At 65.9% G+C, this 18,809-nt stretch carries 15 protein-coding genes; 6 read left to right on the top strand and 9 right to left on the bottom strand.

Translation table 11 applies throughout. The features are described from left to right. Nucleotides 1-99: 99 nt before the first annotated feature. Entirely contained in the window at nt 100-1,911 is a 1,812-nt protein-coding gene (locus KA261_12110) for a DUF4153 domain-containing protein (GenBank protein ID MBP7698544.1), read from the bottom strand. Nucleotides 1,912-2,381: 470 nt separating this feature from the next. On the opposite strand from KA261_12110, the gene acpS reads away from it, so the two are divergent. Together acpS and pyrE are read left to right on the top strand one after the other, a co-directional pair. Continuing rightward, nucleotides 2,382-2,756, top strand: coding sequence for a holo-ACP synthase (gene acpS / locus KA261_12105; protein MBP7698543.1), 375 nt, complete (start codon nt 2,382-2,384; stop codon nt 2,754-2,756). Beyond that, nucleotides 2,753-3,331: an orotate phosphoribosyltransferase gene (pyrE, locus tag KA261_12100; protein MBP7698542.1), complete on the top strand. Its 579-nt coding sequence runs from the start codon at nt 2,753-2,755 to the stop codon at nt 3,329-3,331. Before acpS ends, pyrE begins: the two co-directional genes overlap by 4 nt. A 52-nt stretch (nt 3,332-3,383) precedes the next feature. Here the strand turns inward: pyrE and KA261_12095 are convergent, their stop codons facing one another. From KA261_12095 to dtd, 8 genes are read right to left on the bottom strand one after another with little or no spacing between them, the layout of a single operon-like run. Then, nucleotides 3,384-3,854 (bottom strand): 23S rRNA (pseudouridine(1915)-N(3))-methyltransferase RlmH, encoded by a 471-nt coding sequence (locus tag KA261_12095; GenBank protein ID MBP7698541.1) that lies wholly within the window; start codon nt 3,852-3,854, stop codon nt 3,384-3,386. After that, nucleotides 3,847-4,206, bottom strand: a complete 360-nt coding sequence (locus KA261_12090) for a secondary thiamine-phosphate synthase enzyme YjbQ (protein MBP7698540.1) — start codon at nt 4,204-4,206, stop codon at nt 3,847-3,849. The genes KA261_12095 and KA261_12090 overlap by 8 nt, the downstream gene beginning before the upstream one ends. Nucleotides 4,207-4,225: 19 nt before the next feature. Beyond that, nucleotides 4,226-5,164, bottom strand: a complete 939-nt coding sequence (gene ftsY / locus KA261_12085) for a signal recognition particle-docking protein FtsY (protein ID MBP7698539.1) — start codon at nt 5,162-5,164, stop codon at nt 4,226-4,228. An 8-nt stretch (nt 5,165-5,172) separates the two neighbouring features. Further along, nucleotides 5,173-8,913 (bottom strand): chromosome segregation protein SMC, encoded by a 3,741-nt coding sequence (gene smc / locus KA261_12080; GenBank protein MBP7698538.1) that lies wholly within the window; start codon nt 8,911-8,913, stop codon nt 5,173-5,175. Beyond that, a complete protein-coding gene (locus KA261_12075; GenBank protein MBP7698537.1) occupies nt 8,894-9,511 on the bottom strand; it encodes a hypothetical protein in 618 nt (205 codons plus the stop codon). Before KA261_12075 ends, smc begins: the two co-directional genes overlap by 20 nt. A gap of 1 nt (nt 9,512) precedes the next feature. Next, complete coding sequence (locus KA261_12070) at nt 9,513-10,436, bottom strand: DUF4115 domain-containing protein (protein MBP7698536.1); 924 nt, start codon at nt 10,434-10,436, stop codon at nt 9,513-9,515. A gap of 10 nt (nt 10,437-10,446) precedes the next feature. Then, complete coding sequence (gene maf, locus KA261_12065; protein MBP7698535.1) at nt 10,447-11,061, bottom strand: septum formation protein Maf; 615 nt, start codon at nt 11,059-11,061, stop codon at nt 10,447-10,449. Next, nucleotides 11,042-11,494 (bottom strand): D-tyrosyl-tRNA(Tyr) deacylase, encoded by a 453-nt coding sequence (dtd, locus tag KA261_12060; GenBank protein ID MBP7698534.1) that lies wholly within the window; start codon nt 11,492-11,494, stop codon nt 11,042-11,044. The genes maf and dtd overlap by 20 nt, the downstream gene beginning before the upstream one ends. A 121-nt stretch (nt 11,495-11,615) precedes the next feature. Here dtd and KA261_12055 point away from each other — a divergent pair, with 121 nt between their 5' ends. The 4 genes from KA261_12055 (at nt 11,616) to KA261_12040 (ending at nt 18,787) form a co-directional block, all read left to right on the top strand. Next, nucleotides 11,616-15,839 carry a CoA activase gene (locus KA261_12055; GenBank protein ID MBP7698533.1) on the top strand — a complete coding sequence of 1,408 codons (4,224 nt, stop codon included), beginning with the start codon at nt 11,616-11,618 and terminating at the stop codon, nt 15,837-15,839. A 141-nt stretch (nt 15,840-15,980) separates the two neighbouring features. After that, entirely contained in the window at nt 15,981-16,307 is a 327-nt protein-coding gene (gene trxA, locus KA261_12050) for a thioredoxin (GenBank protein MBP7698532.1), read from the top strand. A 423-nt stretch (nt 16,308-16,730) separates the two neighbouring features. Next, nucleotides 16,731-17,555, top strand: coding sequence for a rhomboid family intramembrane serine protease (locus KA261_12045; GenBank protein MBP7698531.1), 825 nt, complete (start codon nt 16,731-16,733; stop codon nt 17,553-17,555). 5 nt (nt 17,556-17,560) lie between these two features. Further along, on the top strand, nt 17,561-18,787 hold the full coding sequence (locus tag KA261_12040) for a hypothetical protein (GenBank protein ID MBP7698530.1): 1,227 nt from the start codon (nt 17,561-17,563) through the stop codon (nt 18,785-18,787). The last annotated feature ends 22 nt before the right edge of the window (nt 18,788-18,809 follow it).

Here is an 18,809-nt window from a genome sequence, read left to right as displayed (position 1 = left end):
CAGGCAGAAGGTTACACCCTCCTGCCTTCTTTTTTTTTCGGGGAGACGGGCCCGCCCGGACCTCGCGGCGCGCGGCCGCGAACCGGCCAAACGCCGCCGTTACTTCCTGCGCGAATAGAGAATCAGGGCATCGTACGAGTTCAGCACGGTGATGCTGTCGTCCCGGCGGATGTCCGCCTGCAGCATGACCACCTTGACCTTGACTCCTCCCGTTTCGTTTTCGATCATCGCCTCCTCGCCGGAGATCTCCGAACCGCGGGCGTCTGCCCGCGCCGCGACGATCCGGTCGATCAGCGGGCGAAGCGAAACGGTGACGGAATCGGTGGTCGTGCTGTCGAGCACGAATCTCACGACCACGGAATCGGCGGCCGTCTCGATTGCGCCGGCGACCGGCTCGCCGGCCGGACTCGGCGCAGCCGCCCGCCCGCCGTAGCCGGCCCGCAGCATGTGGTCGTATCCGGCGACCGAAATCGGAGTCTGCGGATCAATGCGGACCGCGAAGTACTGCTCCCGCCCGGGCGTATCGTATGGATGGAACTCGATGCCCAGAAGTTCGGCGACGTACTCCGGCCCCTTGAACCGATTCCCGGCATCCTCCGTGTCCGCGCGGAGGGTCTCGCCGAACCACGGCTCCAGGGCGGAGAAGCCGTGCACCTCGTACAAGTAGATGAGAATCGCGCTGATCTGGACCTCGTGATCGGCGGGAACCGGGGCCGGCGCCTTTGTCACCGCGCCGTTCACCAGGATCGAATCGGCAGTCAGCATCCCCCGGAGTCTCCGGATCTGGCTCTGCTCCGAGACGCTGAACATTCCCCAGGGACCGACTGAGATCAAAAAGGCGAAGGCGCAGAGGGAAGCGGGGATCATCCTGATGCTCTTGGAACGGCTGAGAAGGAAGTACGCGGCGATGACGGCCAGCCAGACGCCCACGGCCAGGCCCAGATACCTCCCCTCGGTCAGACCGTACTCGGAGATGCGCCGCCAGAGCGCCAGGAAGAGGACGACGATGAGGGGGAGGAGGATCAGGTAGAACCAACGGGACGCTCTCTTTATCCACAGGGACTCCGTCCTCTCGCGCATGGGATCGAGCACCGAGAGGGCGAGGATGCCGGTCGCGGAGAAGCCGATGATCAGCCGCCCCACCCAGCCCTGCGGCCAGCTCCAGGTGACGATGATCTTGGCGATGTAGGCGTAGAGGATCACGAAGTAGACCGCGACGAGAGGCGGGAGAACATACTGCCCCAGCACCTTCAGCGGCCGGGGATAATCGCTCCCCGTCCCGAGCGCGCTCCAATCCTCGGGCAGTCCGGCCAAAACATAGGGGACGGCAAAGAGCCCGAGGGTAAGGATCCAGAGTTCCGCATACCGCTTCGACGGTATCGCCATGCCGAAGAGATTGTCCAGCGCGGCCAGCGCCAGCGCCAGGCCGGCGAAGAGGACCAGCGCGAACGCCCCCGCGAGCATGATTCGGAAGACGACCAGGCTGGTGAAATGCCAGAAGCGGTTGTCCTCCCCTTTCTGCCGGAACGGCCACACCGAGGCCAGGAGCGTGCACCCGATCCCCAGCGCAAAGAAACGCAGGAGATGCACCAGAGGTGCGCGGGGGAGGTCGGTCGGAACGGTGGCGGCGTACACCACCAGCAGGGCGGCGGCCGCCGCCTGAGCCGGCCAGGCGCTGCTCGCGGGTGCGCTGCTCCTCTCTGCGGCCAGCTTCACGGCCGTCATCACGGGAAGGGCAAGGATGGCGGTCAGGAGGATGTTGTAGAGAACCGACGCCTCGCGGCTGCCCTCCTGATCCACAAGAATCAAGGCCGCCAGGGTTCCCAGCAGCGCGCAGACCAGCACAAGGGGAAAACGCCGAATCGTCCGGCCATACTCGGCCGCAAGCTGTGCCAGCGACGGCAGTTTCATATCGATTCCTTCCTCGAGTAATTCTCTGTCTGCGGGTTTTATACGAAGACCGCAGTGGTACGGCAACTTACAACTTTTCGGCTGCCGGGCGGGGGGCGGGTCGGGAGCCGGACTCGAACTCGGCGATAACAAGAAAAACCGGCCCACGAGTGGGCCGGTTTACTTTTGCGGGTCGAGAGCCACGGAATTTGAAAGGACTCACACCATTACGGTACGGTAAAGGGTTTTTACAGTCACTTCCCGCGTCTTGCTTTCGCTACCGTCCAAAGGACGGGTCACGGCGTGTGCGCAGCGACGAAGAGACGACCTTCATTAGTCCAGTGTAAGAGGTTTTCAAATTACATTTCTCTCTCCCCGTCACTTGTATGGTACGTCCCATCGGCGCCGGAAGCAATTAGTTTTTTGACTCTGTTGCGGGAAATCGCGCCGCTGCCTATCTTCCCTCGCCGGCCTCAGCCGCGGAAAAGAGTATGATTCAGGCAATCGGACTGGACATTGTGGAAGTCGCGCGGATGGAACGGGATCTCCGAACCTGGGGCAACCGTTTCGCCGAACGCATCTTGGGGGCGGAGGAACTCGCCATCCTCAATCGTCGACACGACAAGTCTGTGTTTTTGGCCGGGCGCTTCGCCGCGAAAGAGGCGGTCATCAAAGCCCTCGGCTACCGGCTGAGCGAGCGCCCGGCCTACCGCGCGATCGCAATCACCAACGACGCCTCCGGACAGCCGGTGCTCTCGCTGCCCGATGACATCCGGGCGGCCCTGGGCCGCGCGCGGTGTTTCCTGTCAATCACACACGAGCGAACGCATGCCGCCGCCGTGGCGGTCATAACGGAGGATTCATGAGCCAGGATGACGTGGTGAACCTGTTCAAGGAGTCCGGGGCGCTTCTGACCGGGCATTTCAAGCTGACCTCGGGACGGCACTCGGACGTGTACTATGAAAAGTTCACGCTGCTCAAACAACCCGCGCTCTGCACCAGGCTGTGCGCGCGCATGGCCGACACGCTCCGTACCACGGGTGTCCGGACGATTGTCGGGCCGACGACCGGGGGGATCATCCTGGCCTACGATGTCGCGCGGTACCTCGGCGTGGAAGCGATCTACGCGGAGGCGGCGGACGACGGCAAGGGGCGGGTGTTCAAGCGGGGGTTTCACCTCGAGCCGGGGCAGAAGGTGGCGATTGTCGATGACGTGCTGACGACCGGAACGTCGGTGGACGAGGTGATCGCCCTGGTCCGCCGGTACGGCGCCGAGATCGTCGGGCTGCGGCTCATGCTCGATCGGTCGAACGGGAAGGTCAGGTTTGACTATCCGTTCGCCGCGCTGGCGACCGTGGCGGCCGAGAGCTGGGATCCGGCGGAGTGCCCCCTGTGCGCGAAAGCGATGCCGCTGACCCAGCGGGGCAGCCGGAAGTTCTGACCGCGCCGCGCCGGGCCCGACGAGGCCGCGCTCCGCGGGCGGCCGGACCGCCCTACTTGTGGTAGTCGGTCCCGTGGAGAATGGAGAAGGCTCGGTAGAGCTGCTCCAGCAGGATGAGCCGCACGAGCTGGTGCGAAAAAGTGAGCGGGGAGAGGGAGAGAACCGTGTCGGCGCGAGAGAGCAGGTCCCGGTCGAGACCGTGGGGACCGCCGATGACGAAAGTGAGGTTGCTCCCCGACACCGTGTGCCAGCGCTCGAGGAGCCGGGCGAAAGCCGGGCTGTCGACCGTCCGGCCGGAGGCCGCGAGGGCCGCGATGTACCCGGGACCGAGCGCCGCCCGCAGGCGCGCCGACTCCGCCCGGCGGATCTCCTCGGGAGAGAGCGCGGCCGAATGCTTCGGCGACGGCACGATGCGCCAGGCGAGACGGCACCAGCGGGCAAGAAGTTTCTCGTAGTGCGCGACCGCCTCCGATACCCAGCGGTCCTTGTCCCTGCCGACGGCAAGAACGGTGATGTTAAGCACCGGACATCACTCTGACGATAAGGTGGCGGCGGCGGGGGCCGTCGAACTCGCAGAAGTAGATTCCCTGCCAGGCGCCGAGGACCAGGTCGCCGCCCTCGATCAGCACGTGCGCCGAGACCCCGACCAGCGTGCTCTTGACGTGGGCGTCGGAATTCCCCTCGGCGTGGCGGTAGCCGTCGGCCGCCGGGATCTCCTTGTCCAGCTTGTAGAGAATGTCGCGGGCCACGTCGGGGTCGGCGTTCTCGTTGATGGTGACCGCCGCGGTCGTGTGCGGCACGAAGCAGACGGCGATGCCCGAGGCGACGCCCGATTCCCGGACGGCGCGGCGGACCTGCGCGGTGACGTCGATCATCTCCTCGCGCGCGTGCGTCTCAACGCTTAGCCGGCTCGTCGGCAAAGAGGGCCTCCGTGTACTCGCGCGGGTTGAACCGCTGGATGTCGTCGATCCCCTCGCCGAGGCCGATGAAATCGACGGGGACGTTGAGTTCCTGGGCGACGGCGATCATCACGCCTCCTTTGGCGGTGCCGTCGAGCTTGGTGACAATGAGGCCGTCGCAGCCGACCGCGTCGGTAAAGACCCTGACCTGCGACAGGGCGTTTTGGCCGGTGGAACCGTCGAGGATGAGGCGGGTGGAGATCGCGGCCTCGGGGGCGGCCTTGGCGATCACGCGCCGGATCTTCTTCAGCTCCTCCATCAGGTTGGACTTCGTGTGCAGACGGCCGGCGGTGTCGACAAGCAGGAGGTCCAGCCCGCGGGCATGGGCGGCCCGGGCCGCGTCGAAAGCCACCGCCGCCGGATCGGAGCCCTCCTGCGGGCGGATGAGGGCCACGCGGCTGCGCTCCGCCCAGATCGAAATCTGGTCGATTGCGGCCGCGCGGAACGTGTCGCAGGCGGCGATGCTGACCTTCTTCCCCTCGCGCGAGAAAAGCGTGGCCAGTTTTCCGATAGTGGTGGTCTTGCCGACGCCGTTGACGCCCACGATGAGCCAAACGGCCGGCCGGGGTTCGCCCGGGGGAAACAGCGGGCGGCCGGTGCGGGAGAGGATCGCGACGATCTCCTCCTTGAGCAGGTCGATAATCTGGTCCCCCTCGGTGAGCCGCCGCTCCCGCGCGGCCTCTTTCACGCGGGCAATGAGGCGTTCGGTGGCGGGCAGGCCAACATCGGCCTGGACGAGGATCTCCTCAATGTCCTCAAGGAGATCGTCGTCGATGGCGCGCCGGCGAACAACCTCGCTGAGCCGGCCGAGGAGCTTGTCCTTGGTGCGGGCCAGCGAATTCTTGAGCTTGTCGAGCGGATTGAACAAGGCCATGGGCGCGGTCAACTCGCGTTATCGGATTCGGCGTCCGGAGCCGCCGGTTGTTGGAGGCGGTCGCGGATCACCTGGGGCAGCTCGAATTCCGGTTCCGGCTCCCGGTCCTTTGTGGACGGGCGCGGGCGCGGCGGTTCCGGTTCCCCGGCGCCTGCGCGCGCCCCGATCTCGATCGGCCGCTCGGTGTCGACCGTCGTAGTGCCCGCGTCGTCGGAACTGAAGCGAACGGCGACGAGCTGCGAGATGCCGGGTTGTCCCATGGTCACGCCGTAGAGATTGTCCGCCGCCGCCATCGTGATCTTGTTGTGGGTGATGATGATGAACTGCGTCTGCGCGGAGAAAGTGTCGATGATGCGGAGGAAGCGCCGGCAGTTGGCATCGTCGAGCGGCGCGTCGATCTCATCGAGAATGCAGAACGGCGAGGGTTTGACCATGTAGAGCGAGAAGAGGAGGGAGATGGCGGTGAGGGCCCGCTCGCCGCCCGACATCATCGTGATCGAAAGGAGTTTCTTGCCCCGCGGGCGGGCCGTGATGTCGATGTCGCTCTCCAGCGGATCGTCGGGATCGATCATGCGGATGTCGGCCTCGCCGCCCGAGAAGAGCTCGACAAAGAGCTTGCGGAAGTTGCCGCGCACCTGTTCGAAGGTGTCGTGGAAGAGCTTGCGGGCCGTCTGGTTGATCTTGTTGATCGTCGTCTGCAGGTCGTTGCGGGCGGTCGTGAGGTCGGTGAGCTGCTCGCCGAGGAATTTCTCCCGCTCGGCGGCCGTCTTGTATTCTTCGAGAGCCAGGAGGTTGACCGCGCCGAACTCTTTGAGGCGCTCTTTCTGCTCGGCGAGGATGTGGACGGCATCCTGATCGTCGACGGCCGGGTCGGGCTTGGGCGCCTCGATCGCGGCGACGTCGACTCCGTAGTCCTCGCGGACGCGGTCGCCGATGGCGCGGGCCTCCGACTCCAGCGTGTTCAGGCGCATCTCCTTTTCGTGGCGGCGGTCGGAGAGGGATTCCCGTTCGGCGCGGAGTTCCTTGAGCTGTTTCTCGCAGCCGGTGAGCCGGTCCATAATCTCGGCCTGCTCGGCGCGGAGGGCCGCCTGCTGATCGGTGACGCGGGTGCGTTCCGCGAATGTCTCGCGGAGCGCGGCCTCGAGCTCATTGATGCGCCGGGCGCTGTCGGAAATCTCCTGTTCGGCGCGGCCGATCTCCTCGGTCTTCTCGGCCGTGGCGCGGGCGATCTCATCGAGCAACTCCGCGACGTGGGTCCGGCGGCTTTCGGTCTGCTCGATGCGGCTGCGGGCCTCGACCGCCGCGACCTGCAGGCGGGAGACCCGATCGGCGGCCAGCACGGCGGCACGCTCGAGGTCGGCCAGACGCTCGTCGGTAGCCGTCATCGTGCTCACCAGGCTGTCCTTCTGACCCGCCAGGCGGCTGTGATCGAGGCCGAGGCTGTACTGCCGGTGGCGGATGCGTTCGAGCTTGTCGCCGGCCTGGCGGCGCTCGCGGTCCATGCGCTCGAGATCGGCCTGCAGCGTGCGCTGACGGAACTCGATTTCGGCGATGGCGGCGCGGGCCGCTTCCATTTCTTCGGCGATATCCTCGATCCCCCGGGCGAGCGATCCCGACTCGGCCCGGGCGGCGGCGATCTGCGCCGTCACCTCGTTCTTGCGGCGGTGGGTGTCAGCCTGCCGGGCCTGGAGCTCGTCGATCTCCCGCTGCTGCTCGGCCACCTTCTCCTTGCGCCGGAACAGCGGAAAAGCGTCATCGGAGCCGCCGGCGATGATGTTCTTGGCATACACCCGGCCGTCCGTGGACACCGCCTGGAAGCCGAAGGGGAGGCGTTCGAGAATGGGCGCCGGGTCCTGGCCGGCGGCGAATACCGCGGTGCGGGCGAGAACGGCCTCCATGAGCGGGCGCAGGTTGTCGGCTGTCGAGATGAACTGGTCGAGCCAGCCGATGAACTGCGGGTAGGCCGAGAGGTCGGGCCGGCGCGTGACCGGATTGAGCATGCCGGTATCAGGCACGAGGATGCCGATGCGGCCCCGGCTCTCGGCGCGGAGGTGGTCGATGATCCGCTCGGCCGTCTCGCGGCGGTCGCAGATCAGGTACCCCGCCATGTCGCCGAGGGCCGCCTCGGCCGCGATCTCCAGACCGTCCTGCGGTACGAAGCGGTCGGCGACCGTGCCGAGGACGCCCTCCCAGCGGTCCGCCTCCTCGAGCACGGCGACCACGCCCGACTTGTACCCGTCGAATTGCAGGATCATGTCCTCAAGGAGATGCTTGCGCGCCTGGCCGGCCTCGAGCGAGGCGGCCAGCGAGGAGAGCTCCTCGGCCAGTTCGCCGCTGAGGTCAAGGAGGGATTCGAGCCGAACCGTGAGATCGGCGAGCGCCTGCTCGGCCGAGGCCTTGCGCGCCGTCACGTCGGCGAGCTTCTGCCGGGCCGCGGCGAGTTGATCGGCTGCCGTCTGCGCCTCGCCGCGATGGCTCTCCATTTGTCCGCGGAAGTCCTCCAGAAGCGCGGCCAGTTCCTGCTCCTGTTCGCGGAGGGTGTCTTCCTCGGCTTTGCCCGAGGAGAGCTTGCCCTCGAGTTCGAGGAGGCTGCGGTTCTCGGTTTCGCGCGAGGCGCGGGCGGCCAGGAGGTTGCGGTCGGCCTCCGCCTGGGCGTTCTCGGCGTCGGCCACCTGCCGGGCGGTGTCCTCGAACTCGGCGCGCTGCCGCTCGCCCAGGGCGGTGGCCTCGGACTGCTGCCGGTCGAGAACCGCGGCCCGCTCGCGCATGGCCGCCAGCTCGCGCTCGTTGCGCTCGACGAGGGCGCGCGCGCTGTGGCGCTTCTCGGTCAGAACGGAGATTTCCTTTTCCAGAGCGTGGGCGCGTTCGGTCACCTCGTAGACCGCGGCGCCGATCTCCACCAGGTGGTGCTCCAGCTCGGTCTGCCGCCGGCGCTCGGATTCGATGTCGGCCGAGAGGCGGTCGACCGTCGTCTGGCCCCGGGTCATGCCGTCGGCGAGTTCATCGAGGACGGCGCGCAGCTCGCGCTTCTCCGCCTCGATCGCCCGGACGCGGCGGGCGCCGAGATACAACTCCCAGGCCTTCACCTGGTCGAGCTCCTGCTGGTAGCGCTCGGCCTTGCGGTACTGGCGCTTGAGCGAGCGAACCTGGGTCTGGACCTCGGCGTAGATGTCCTTGAGGCGCAGGAGGTCGTTCTCGGTGGCCTCGAGCTTCCGCAGCGCTATGCGCTTGCGCTGTTTGTACTTGGTGATGCCGGCCGCCTCCTCGAAGAGGAAACGGCGCTCCTCGGCTTTGTCGGAAATGACGGCATCGATCATGTCCTGCTGGATGACTGAGTAGGAGTGGGCCCCCACGCCGGTGTCGTAGAAGAGCTCCTGGATGTCCCGGAGGCGGCAGGGAACGCGGTTGAGGAGGTATTCCGATTCCCCGCTGCGGAAGAGGCGGCGCGTGATCTGAACCTCGGAATACTCGGTCGGGAGAATGCCGCGGTCGTTGACAACCGTGAGCGAGACCTCGGCCATGCCCATCGGCTTGACCTCGGCCGTGCCGTTGAATATGACCTCCTCCATCTTGGCGCCTCGGAGGAGGGAGGTTTTCTGTTCGCCAAGGACCCAGCGCAGCGAGTCGAGAATGTTGGTCTTGCCGCAGCCGTTGGGCCCGACGACGGCCGTGATGCCGTGGGAAAAGTGGACTGTAGTTTTGTTGGCGAACGATTTGAAGCCGAGGATATCAAGTTTCTTGAGATACACCATGCCTCCGATCATCGGGGGGCGGTCCGGCCGGTTCGTCTTTCGGACGACCGTCGATCAACAGCCGCAGCGTGTCGAGAAGAGACCGGTAGATGTTGCGCTCATCCCGCAGGTACCGCGTCTTGATTTGCAGGTTGTAGTAGGGGCAGCCGAGGTGGTTGCCGCGCCCGATGCGCACCGCCTGGGGCAGCGAGAGGAGCACGCTCGAGGTGAAATCGGTCGCCTCCAGACCGAAGTCGATCACGACGTCGAAGCGGTAGTCCTGGAGAAACTTCAGATAGCTCTTCCGGGCCAGCCCGCTCCAGTTGAGCTGGTCGGCCGACGGGGTGAGGATGTTGAACCCTTTGCGGGGGAAGATGTCGGCGATCTGAAGGCCGGGGGCGGTGAGCAGGGTGATGTCGGCGGTCTTGAACAGGTCACGGATTTCCGGAAGGAACTGCTTCACGGTCGTCAGCTCGCGGAGCTCGGCGGGGAGACAGACGAGGATTTTGCGCACCGTGCGGAGAGCCTCGGGGTACTGGAATGTCCCCGGCGTCATCTGCTTGCGCAGGCGGCTCAACTGGGAGCGCGCTGTGAATCTCTTTATGCCGGCCAACATGTCAGGGCGTCGCTCCTCCCGCGGGCGGGGCCGGCGCCGCCGGAGCGCCGCCGGAATCGGCGGGCGCGAGAGTATCGGCGGTGTCGGGGCGCGCAGCGGTGAAAATGGAATCCAGATTGGCCTGTGTAATCTCCACCAGCGAGATGCGCCCGGTCTCCGGCGAGGCCAGGTCAACCGGGCGGCCGTTCAGCTCGACGGTCACTTTGGAGGGGACGGCGATCGACACCAGCAGCCGGTGGCGCGCCGATATGAGCACGTCCTCCTGGGGCCTCAGGTTGCGGACGACGGACGTGTCGCCGTCGGCAAAGACCGTCGTCCAGGCATCCCCCTTCGAGTTCAGCCGCAGGCGCAGCGAGTCGGAGGGCCGGTAGGGAGGAACGGTCCAATTGTAGTTGCGGTACGCGGTCTGCAGACGCGCCTCCTCGCTTGCGTCGACCGGCTGCGTGCTGTCGGCGCGGAGCAACTGGGTGACCGCGAAGTATCCGCCCGCCAAGATGACGAGAGCGGCCGCGACCGACCCGATGACCACCAGCGTGCGGCCCTTCCTGCCCGCGGCGGCCGGTTCGGCCGCCGCCGACTCGGCGAACGATTCGGCGGCCGACGGAGGGGGCGGCGGGGCCGCTTGCGGCGCCGGCTGCGCCTTGCCTTTCTTCGCCTTCCGCGGTTCCGGAACCTCTATCTCAGTCATGTCGGCTTTGATGGCATCCATGGTGGCCGCATAGTCGATACCGAGAGACTCGGCGTAGGTCTTGGCAAACAGATTGAAATAGACCGGCGAGGGAAGGGCGGCCGGGTTGCCCGCCTCCAGCGCCCGCAAGTTGGCCTCGGAAATCCGGAGGCTGGCGGCGAGATCCTCAAGCCGCATCCCCTGGCGTTCCCGCTCCAGCTTGAGCAATTCTCCAAATTTTGTCTCTAACTCACCCATGTGCAGTATCTTACAGATGTTCCAACTGACTGATCGCTTCTCCGGCGAGCTGCTCGACGAGCGTTCGAGGGAGACCTATGACAGTATCCAGATTCCCATCAATTCTGTCAACTAAAAACGCCCCCATTCCCTGAATGCCGTAGGCCCCCGCTTTGTCCATCGGCTCGCCGGTGGCGATGTAGTCGCGAAGCTGGGCGGCGGTGACCGGCCGGAAATACACCTCGGTGGTCTCGTAGCCGGAGGCGAGCAATCGGCGGTCGGCGGTCCAGGCGATCGCCGTGGAGACCACGTGGCGCGTGCCCGAGAGGGCGGAGAGAATGGCCAGCGCCTCGGCGCTGTCGGACGGTTTCTCCAGGACGTCGTCGCCCAGAATGACGATCGTGTCGCAGGTGAGCCCGACCTGATCCGGGGCCAGGCGGGGCATGAGCCAGCGCGCCTTGTCCTCGGCCAGTCGGCAGGCGTAGGCAAGCGGAGGCTCGCCGGGGAGGCGGCGCTCCTCGACCTCCGGGATCAACTGGTCGAATGCCACGCCCATGCCGCGAAGCAGGGTGAGGCGCCGCGGCGACCTGGACCCCAGGACGAGCCGGCGGCGGCGCGCGAGCCGCTCAAGCTGCGGGTACGCCATGTTCGAGGATAAATGTAACCGGGCCATGGTTGGTGAGGCTGACGTCCATGTGGGCGCCGAACACGCCCGTGGCGACGGTGAGGCCGGTGTCCCGGAGAAGTTCCACGAAACGGTCGTACAACTGCTCCGCCCGGTCGGGCGCCATCGCGCCGTCGAACGAGGGCCGGCGGCCGCGGCGGGTATCGGCGTAGAGCGTGAACTGCGAAACGACCATCATCTCGGCGCCCACCTCCAGCGCCGAGCGGTTCATCTTGCCGGCCTCGTCCTCAAAAATGCGCAGGTTGACGATCTTGTCCGCGAGCCAGGCGCACGAAGCCTCGGCGTCGCCGCTGACGGTGCCGAACAAGAGCAGCAGGCCCGGACCCGCGGCGGCATGAAGGCGGCCGCCGATCCGGACTTCGCAGCCGGTCGTGCGCTGGAGGACAACTCTCATCGGACAGTCTCCACTTAAGTCCCTGAATATAGGCGGCGGCGGCAAAAAGACAACGGGAAACGGCGCGCCGGCCCGCGCAAAAAGACTTGCCCCGTGCGCGCCGCCGCCGTTCTTTGCCGGCATGTTCACTCCGACAGTACTTGGCATCGACATCGGCTCGGTCACGGTGAAGACTGTTCGACTGGACGATGGGGGGGCGGTCCGCAAGCGCTACGAGCGATTCCGCGGCGGACCGTTCGAAACCCTGCAGCGCATCCTTCGGGAAGACCACGCCGACCTGGTGGGACGCCCGGTGGCGCTGGGGCTGACGGGCATTGGCGGCAAGACCGCGCAGGGGATTCTGGGCGGGAAATTCTTCGGCGAGATCGCCTCGATCGCCGCGGGCAATTTCCATGTCTGCCCGGACGTGCGGACCGCCATCGAGATGGGGGGCGAAGACTCCAAGCTGCTGGTGCTGGACGGACGGCGGCGGACGGTGAGCGATTTCGCCATGAATGCGCAGTGCGCGGCGGGCACGGGGTCGTTTCTCGACCAGCAGGCGGGGCGGCTGAAGATTTCGATCGAGGATGAGTTCGGCCGGTTGGCGCTGAAGTCGAAGAAGCCGCCGCGCATCGCCGGGCGGTGCTCGGTCTTCGCCAAATCGGACATGATCCACCTGCAGCAGATCGCCACGCCCGACTACGACATCGTGGCCGGGCTGTGTTTCGCCGTGGCGCGCAATTTCAAGAGTTCGATCGCGCGGGGGAAACGGTTCGACCGGCCGATCGCGTTCGAGGGGGGGGTGGCGCACAACCCCGGAATGATCCGGGCCTTCACCGAAATCCTCGGCCTCGCCCCGGGCGAACTGATCGTCCCGGAACACTTCGAGGTCATCGGCGCGCTCGGCGCGGCCCTCCTGGCGGCCGAGGACGGCGACGCCCTCTGCGAGTTCCCGCCCGACCGGATCGCCTCCTACCACCGGTTTCGGGCGGTCGCGGAATCGGGGCGGCCCGCCCTCGCTTTTCGCGCGCCGGAGAGCAAGCACTACGGTGTGACGCTGGCCGACCGGCCGAGCGACATCGAGGGGCGCGAGGTGTTTCTCGGAATCGACGTCGGGTCGCTCTCGACCAACGTGGTCCTGATCGACGCCGACCGCCGCGTGATCGCCCGGCGCTACCTCATGACCGAGGGGCGGCCGATCGAGGCCGTGCGCCGGGGAATCGAGGAAATCGGCGCCGAGGTGGGCGGCCGGGTCCGGGTGAAAGCGGTCGGAACAACCGGTTCGGGCAGATACCTGACCGGCGACTTTGTCGGGGCCGACGTCGTGCGCAATGAAATCACGGCCCAGGCGACGGCCGCCGTCAACATCGACCCGACCGTCGACACCATCTTCGAGATCGGCGGACAGGATTCCAAGTATATCTCGATCGACGACCGGGCGGTCGTGGACTTCGAGATGAACAAGGCGTGCGCGGCCGGGACCGGATCGTTCCTGCAGGAGCAGGCGGAGAAACTCGACATCAACATCGAGCGGGAGTTCGGCGAGCGGGCGCTGGGCGCAAAGTGCCCCGTCGGGTGCGGGGAGCGCTGCACGGTCTTCATGGAGTCCGACCTCGTGGCCCACCAGCGGACGGGGGCCGGGAAGGACGATCTGCTCGCCGGCCTGGCCTACTCTATCGCCGCCAACTACCTCACCAAGGTGGTCGGGGACCGCCGAATCGGAGACCGCATCTTCTTCCAGGGCGGAGTGGCCTGGAACAAGGCCGTGGTGGCGGCTTTCGAAAACCTCACGGGCAAGACCGTCACCGTGCCGCCGCACCACGACGTCACGGGGGCGATCGGGGCGGCGATCCTGGCCATGGAGAAAGTCGCCGAACCGGGCTTCCGCACCCGCTTCAAAGGGTTCGATCTGCACAAACGGCGCTACGACCTCTCCTCTTTCGCCTGCGAGGACTGCTCCAACCAGTGCGAGATCCACAAGGTGGAAATCGAGGGAGAGGAGCCGCTCTTCTACGGTGCGCGGTGCGAGAGGTACGACGTGAGCCGCCGCGACGACCGGCCGTTGCCGCCGGACTACCTGACCTGGCGCCAGCGGCTGTTGTTCCGACGGTATGTCGAGGTCCCCGCGCCCGCCCGCTGGCGCGGACGGGTGGGGATTCCGATGGTGCTCCACTTCTACGAGTACTACCCGTTCTGGAAGGCGTTCTTCGAGTCCGCCGGATTCCAGGTGGTGCGGTCGGGGATGTCGAGCGGGGCGATCGTGGACGACGCGCTCGAGCTGTTCACCGCCGAAACGTGCTTCCCGATCAAGCTCGTCTACGGGCACGTGAACGCCCTGCTGCAGCGCAAGGTGGATTACATCTTCCTGCCGTCGCTCATCAAGGTGGCGGACCAGGATGAGGACGACGCCGAGGGGGCCTACATCTGCCCCTACGTGCAGAGCATCGGGTCGCAGCTGGAGGCGCGGTTTGATTTTGCCGCCGAAGGGGTGAAATTCGTCAGCGCGCAGATTTCGCTGAGCCACTCGGTGGCCGTGCTGCAGCAGAAACTCAAAGGACTGGTCCGGGAATTCGGGCTCTCGGAGCGGGAATTCAACCGCTCGGTGGCCGCGGGCCTGAAAGCCTACCGGTCCTACCGGCAGGGCGTGCGGGAGGCGGGAGAGCGGGCCCTGCGCGAGCTGGGCGCCGACGAGCGGATGCTGGTCGTGGTCAGCCGCCCCTACAACGGGTTCGACCGGCGGCTGTCGCTGGACCTGCCGGACAAGCTCCGCAACCTCGGCTACCGGGCGATCCCGATCGACTTCCTCCCGGCGGAGCAGGCGGATTCCGAGTTCCCCTATATGTACTGGCGCTACGGCCGGCGGATCCTCCAGGCGGCCGACTTCATCCGGAAACACCCCGGTCTCTTTGCCGTCTACATCACCTCGTTCGGGTGCGGACCGGACTCCTTCATCACCCACTTCTTCCGCAAGCAGATGGCGGGGAAGCCGTACCTTCAACTGGAATTGGACGAGCACTCGGCGGATGCAGGACTGGTGACGCGGTGCGAGGCCTTCGTCGACTCCCTTCGGTTCTACCGGTACACGCCACCGGTCGGCAGTTTCAGTGTGGGGCGCGACGAATTCCGCCCCTTCGAAAAGACGATCTATATCCCGAACATGTGCGACCACGCCTACGCCCTCCGGGCGGCCTTCGCGCGCTACGGGCTGACGGCTGAAGTCCTCGACGAGCCGGACGAGTTGACGCTCGAGTACGGCAAGAAGTTCACCTCGGGCAAGGAGTGCTTCCCCTGCGTCGTGACCACCGGGGAGTTCATCCGGCGCGTGCGGCGGCCGGATTTCGACCGCAAGCGCTCGGTTTTCTTCATGCCGGGGGCCGACGGACCGTGCCGGTTCGGTCTGTACTCGCCCTTTCACCGCATGGTGCTCGATGATCTCGGGTTCACCGACGTGCCGATCTATTCGCCCAATTCGAAGGATGGATACGAAGACGGGTTCGGGCTGCAGGGGACGGATTTCCGGAAGACCGCCTGGCGGGGGCTGGTGTTCGTGGACGGCCTCCAGAAAATGCTGCTGCGGACGCGGCCGTACGAGCGCACGCCGGGGGAGGCGGAGAAGGTGTACTACCATTTTCTCGCGCGCATGGATCGCGCGCTGGTGCACGACGAATCGCTCACGGAGCTCGGACGGGAGGCGGCGCGGGCGTTCCGACAATTGCGGGCGGAGGGACCGGACCGGCCGCTCGTGGGCCTGGTCGGCGAGATCTATCTCCGGCACAATCGCTTTTCGAACAACCACCTCATCGGAAAACTCGAACAGCAGGGGATTGAGGTGCGGCTGGCTACTTTCACCGAATGGCCCCTCTACACCTCCCTGACGTTCCGCCGCGACTCGTGGCTGGAGCGCGACTGGAGGAACACGCTCAAGGGAACGCTCCAGGTGATATCGCAGACGCGGATGGAGCACAGAATTCTGGCGGCCATGAGCGAAGAGTTTGACCTGCGGCACGACTACCCGGTCGAGCGCGTGATGAAACTGGCAAGCCGCTACCTGTCGATCGATTTCAAGGGGGAGGCGATCCTCTCGATCGGCAAGGCGATCGAGATGGTGCAGGAAGGGGCGGCCGGGATCGTGAACGCCATGCCGTTCAACTGCATGCCCGGCACCATCGTGTCGTCGCTGTCGCGCCGGGTCGCCGAGGATCTCGGGCAGGTCCCCTGGCTGAATATCAGCTACGAGGGACTTCGCGACTCGGGGGAGGAGACGCGCCTCGAGGCGTTTGCCGAACAGGTGCGGACGTTCGCGCGGGCAAGCGGGGGCGCGGCCGAGCGAGCGCCGATCGAAAGCCGACCGAACGGCTCCGCTTAGGCCGGCGGATTTCGCTTGGCGGGCCGAGACACGGGCGATATCATTGTGTCTTGCGCCGGAAGCGCCGAAGGAACCGCCGGCGCGAAGATGTGTTACAGCAGACAACGTGGTGACGCCTGACAGATACGGAGGACTACAGTCATGAGCAAGCCGATTACGGTGACCGATGATTCATTCGAGCAGGAAGTGATTCAGGCCGACAAGCCGGTGATCGTCGACTTCTGGGCGACCTGGTGCGGACCGTGCAAAATGATCGCGCCCATCCTCGAGGAAGTCGCCCGGGAGTATGCCGACCGGGTGAAGGTCGCCAAGATCGACGTGGATTCGAATACCGAAGTGGCGCGCAAGTTCGGGATCATGTCGATTCCCTCGCTGATCTTCTTTAAGAACGGCGAGGAACTGGATCGGGTGGTGGGGGCGATTCCGAAGTCGCAGTTGACGCAGCGGTTGGAGAAAGTTCTCGCCTAGAATTCGATTCTCGGCAGTGCAGGCACAGGCGCCGGCGGCCACTGAAGCCGTCGGCGTTTTTGCGCCCACCCCTCCGGCGGCCCCGCGCGGAACTTTTGGCGGGGGCCGCCGATTACAGAAGCAGACGGCCCGTGCCGAGAGCGCGGACAATGGACTTGATTTTTCCCGGAGGACAGCGCTAGTATATGAGTTGGTACGACATCGCAGTTCTGGCGGTTTTTCTGGTTGTCTGGCTGGTGCTGATCACGCGAGTCCTGCCCAAATTCGGCGCGGGCTGACTGCCCGGGCGCTGTGATCTTCCGGTGGAAGATAAACGGGATCAACAGGATACAACCGACGAGGCGGTACGGAAAGAAGCGCCCGACAGAAATTGACGGATGCGCTCATGATCGGATCCGGCACGGCAACCGATATCTAAGACGGATGAGGCAGTATCAGCAATACGACGGGCCGGCGCGCGGGATGAGTTTTGGTCCGGGCGGAGTCTCCCCCTGGATCAAGTGGATGTTTATTGTCAATGGGGGGATGTACGTTCTCCAACTCATCTTCCCGGTGATCACCTCCTACCTCGGGCTCACCCCGGCCCGGTTCTTCCGCGAGTTTCCGATCTGGCTGCATACCCCGCTGACCTACATGTTCCTCCACGGCGGGTTCCTCCACGTCGCTTTCAACATGTTCGCGCTGTGGATGTTCGGGACCGAAATCGAGCAGACGTGGGGGACCGGCGCGTTCCGGCGCTTCTACCTGCTGGCCGGGTTGTCGGGCGGGGCGGCCACGCTGGCGCTGAACTCCGGACAGGCGGCGGTGACTGTGGGCGCCTCGGCCGCGATCTACGGCGTGCTCGTGGCCTACTGGTTCATGTTCCCCAACCGGCTGCTGTATATCTACTTTCTGGTGCCGGTCAAGGTCAAGTACGCCATTCCCGGGATGATCGTGCTCGTGTTTCTCGCCGGGGGACCGAGCATCGCGCACATGGCGCACCTGGGCGGTGCGCTGTTCGCGGTCGTCTACATGAAGACCGACTGGCGGTGGCTGCGCTTCGGGCGCTCAATTAAAAACTTGCGTCATCGCCGCCAGGAGGCCAAGCTTCAAAAAAACAGGGAAAGGGCCGAGGACATAATGAAACGGGTCGACGCCATCCTCGACAAAATCAACGAGGTCGGCATCGACAACCTCACGCCGGAGGAACGGAGGTTCCTCGAAGAGGCGTCATCGCAGCTATCGGGCAAGCCCGGGGAAGACAAGTAGCGAGAATGCGAAAAAAAGTATTGCTGGCGGAACGGTCCGATGCGACCCGGAGTGTGGCGGAGACGATCCTGCGCCAGCACGGCTACGACGTGGTGGCGGTCACCGAGAGCGACGCGGCCGTGCAGGTGCTCCAGACCGGAAAACCGGACCTCGTGCTCGTGGGAGCCGACCTCATATATCAGGACGCCCCGCTCTACCGGAGCGCCGCCGACGGTACCCAGGGCTCCCGAGCTCCCGTGCTGGTGATCGCCGAGGCGGGCCGGGAGGTGCCGGGAGTGGCGGCCGGGGCGGTGATCGCATCTCCTTTTCACCCCCGCGATCTGCTGGACCGGGTGACCGCGTTTGTGCAGTCGGGCGGCGCGGGCGATCCGCTCGAGGCGTTCAGCGATGACCTGCTGGACAGCGCCCTCGGGATGGGCGCGACCGGGCCGATCGACGTCACCGCGTCGGAGGTGATGGAACGGACGCAGCAGACCGGCGCCCTGCGCGGGCTGTCCCGCGAGGAGGGGATAGCCGCCTACGGGCGCGGCGACGACAACGATGACGCGAACAGGACGGGCCGCGTCGAGTCCATCATGATCACCGAGGAAGCGACCGACATTCGCCGGCCGGGAACCGGCAAGGTGGCGCGGACGGCGCCGCCGGCGGCCGACGATACCGGCGGGCTCGACATCCTCCCGAATCAGTACGGGCTGAGCGGACCGGGCGAATTTTCCGGCGGATCCGGCTCGGACTCCGACTCGGCCCACGATTACCACTGGTTTGTCAGCGAAATGCAGCGCGAGGCCAACGCCCCGGCGGAGAGCGGAACGGCGCGCCCCGCGGCCGGTCCGGCGCCGGCCGAAGAACTCACCTTCACCGACCCGGCCTCCACCCTGGAGCGCTTCAACCCGGCAACCTATCCCGATTCGCGAAAGAAGGGGGAAACCGCCGGAGTGGAGCGCTTCATCGACGAATTCAAGCGGGAAATCGAGCGCTTCCAGGCCGAGGAGCCCGAGAGCCTCACGCTCCAGGAGACGCCTCCCCGGAAGGCGGAGGCGGCTTCGTGGGAAGAGGTGGTCGAGAACGTGACGCCCGACCGGGTGGCGCTCTTCACCCGGCAACTGGCGGCCGAACTGGCCGAACGGATCGCCGCGAAAATTGTCGGCAAGCTCGATGCCGACAAACTCGCCCACCTGATCAAGACCGAAGTTATCGCGCAGTTGCGGACCCGGAAGGACCGTCAGGCGTAAAACCCTCGACGAGGCGTTCTGC

This window comes from Candidatus Zixiibacteriota bacterium (assembly GCA_017999435.1).
GTDB lineage: Bacteria > Zixibacteria > MSB-5A5 > GN15 > FEB-12 > JAGNLV01.
Note: the sequence above shows the minus strand (reverse complement) of the source record. Positions and strands in the feature narration are given on the sequence as shown.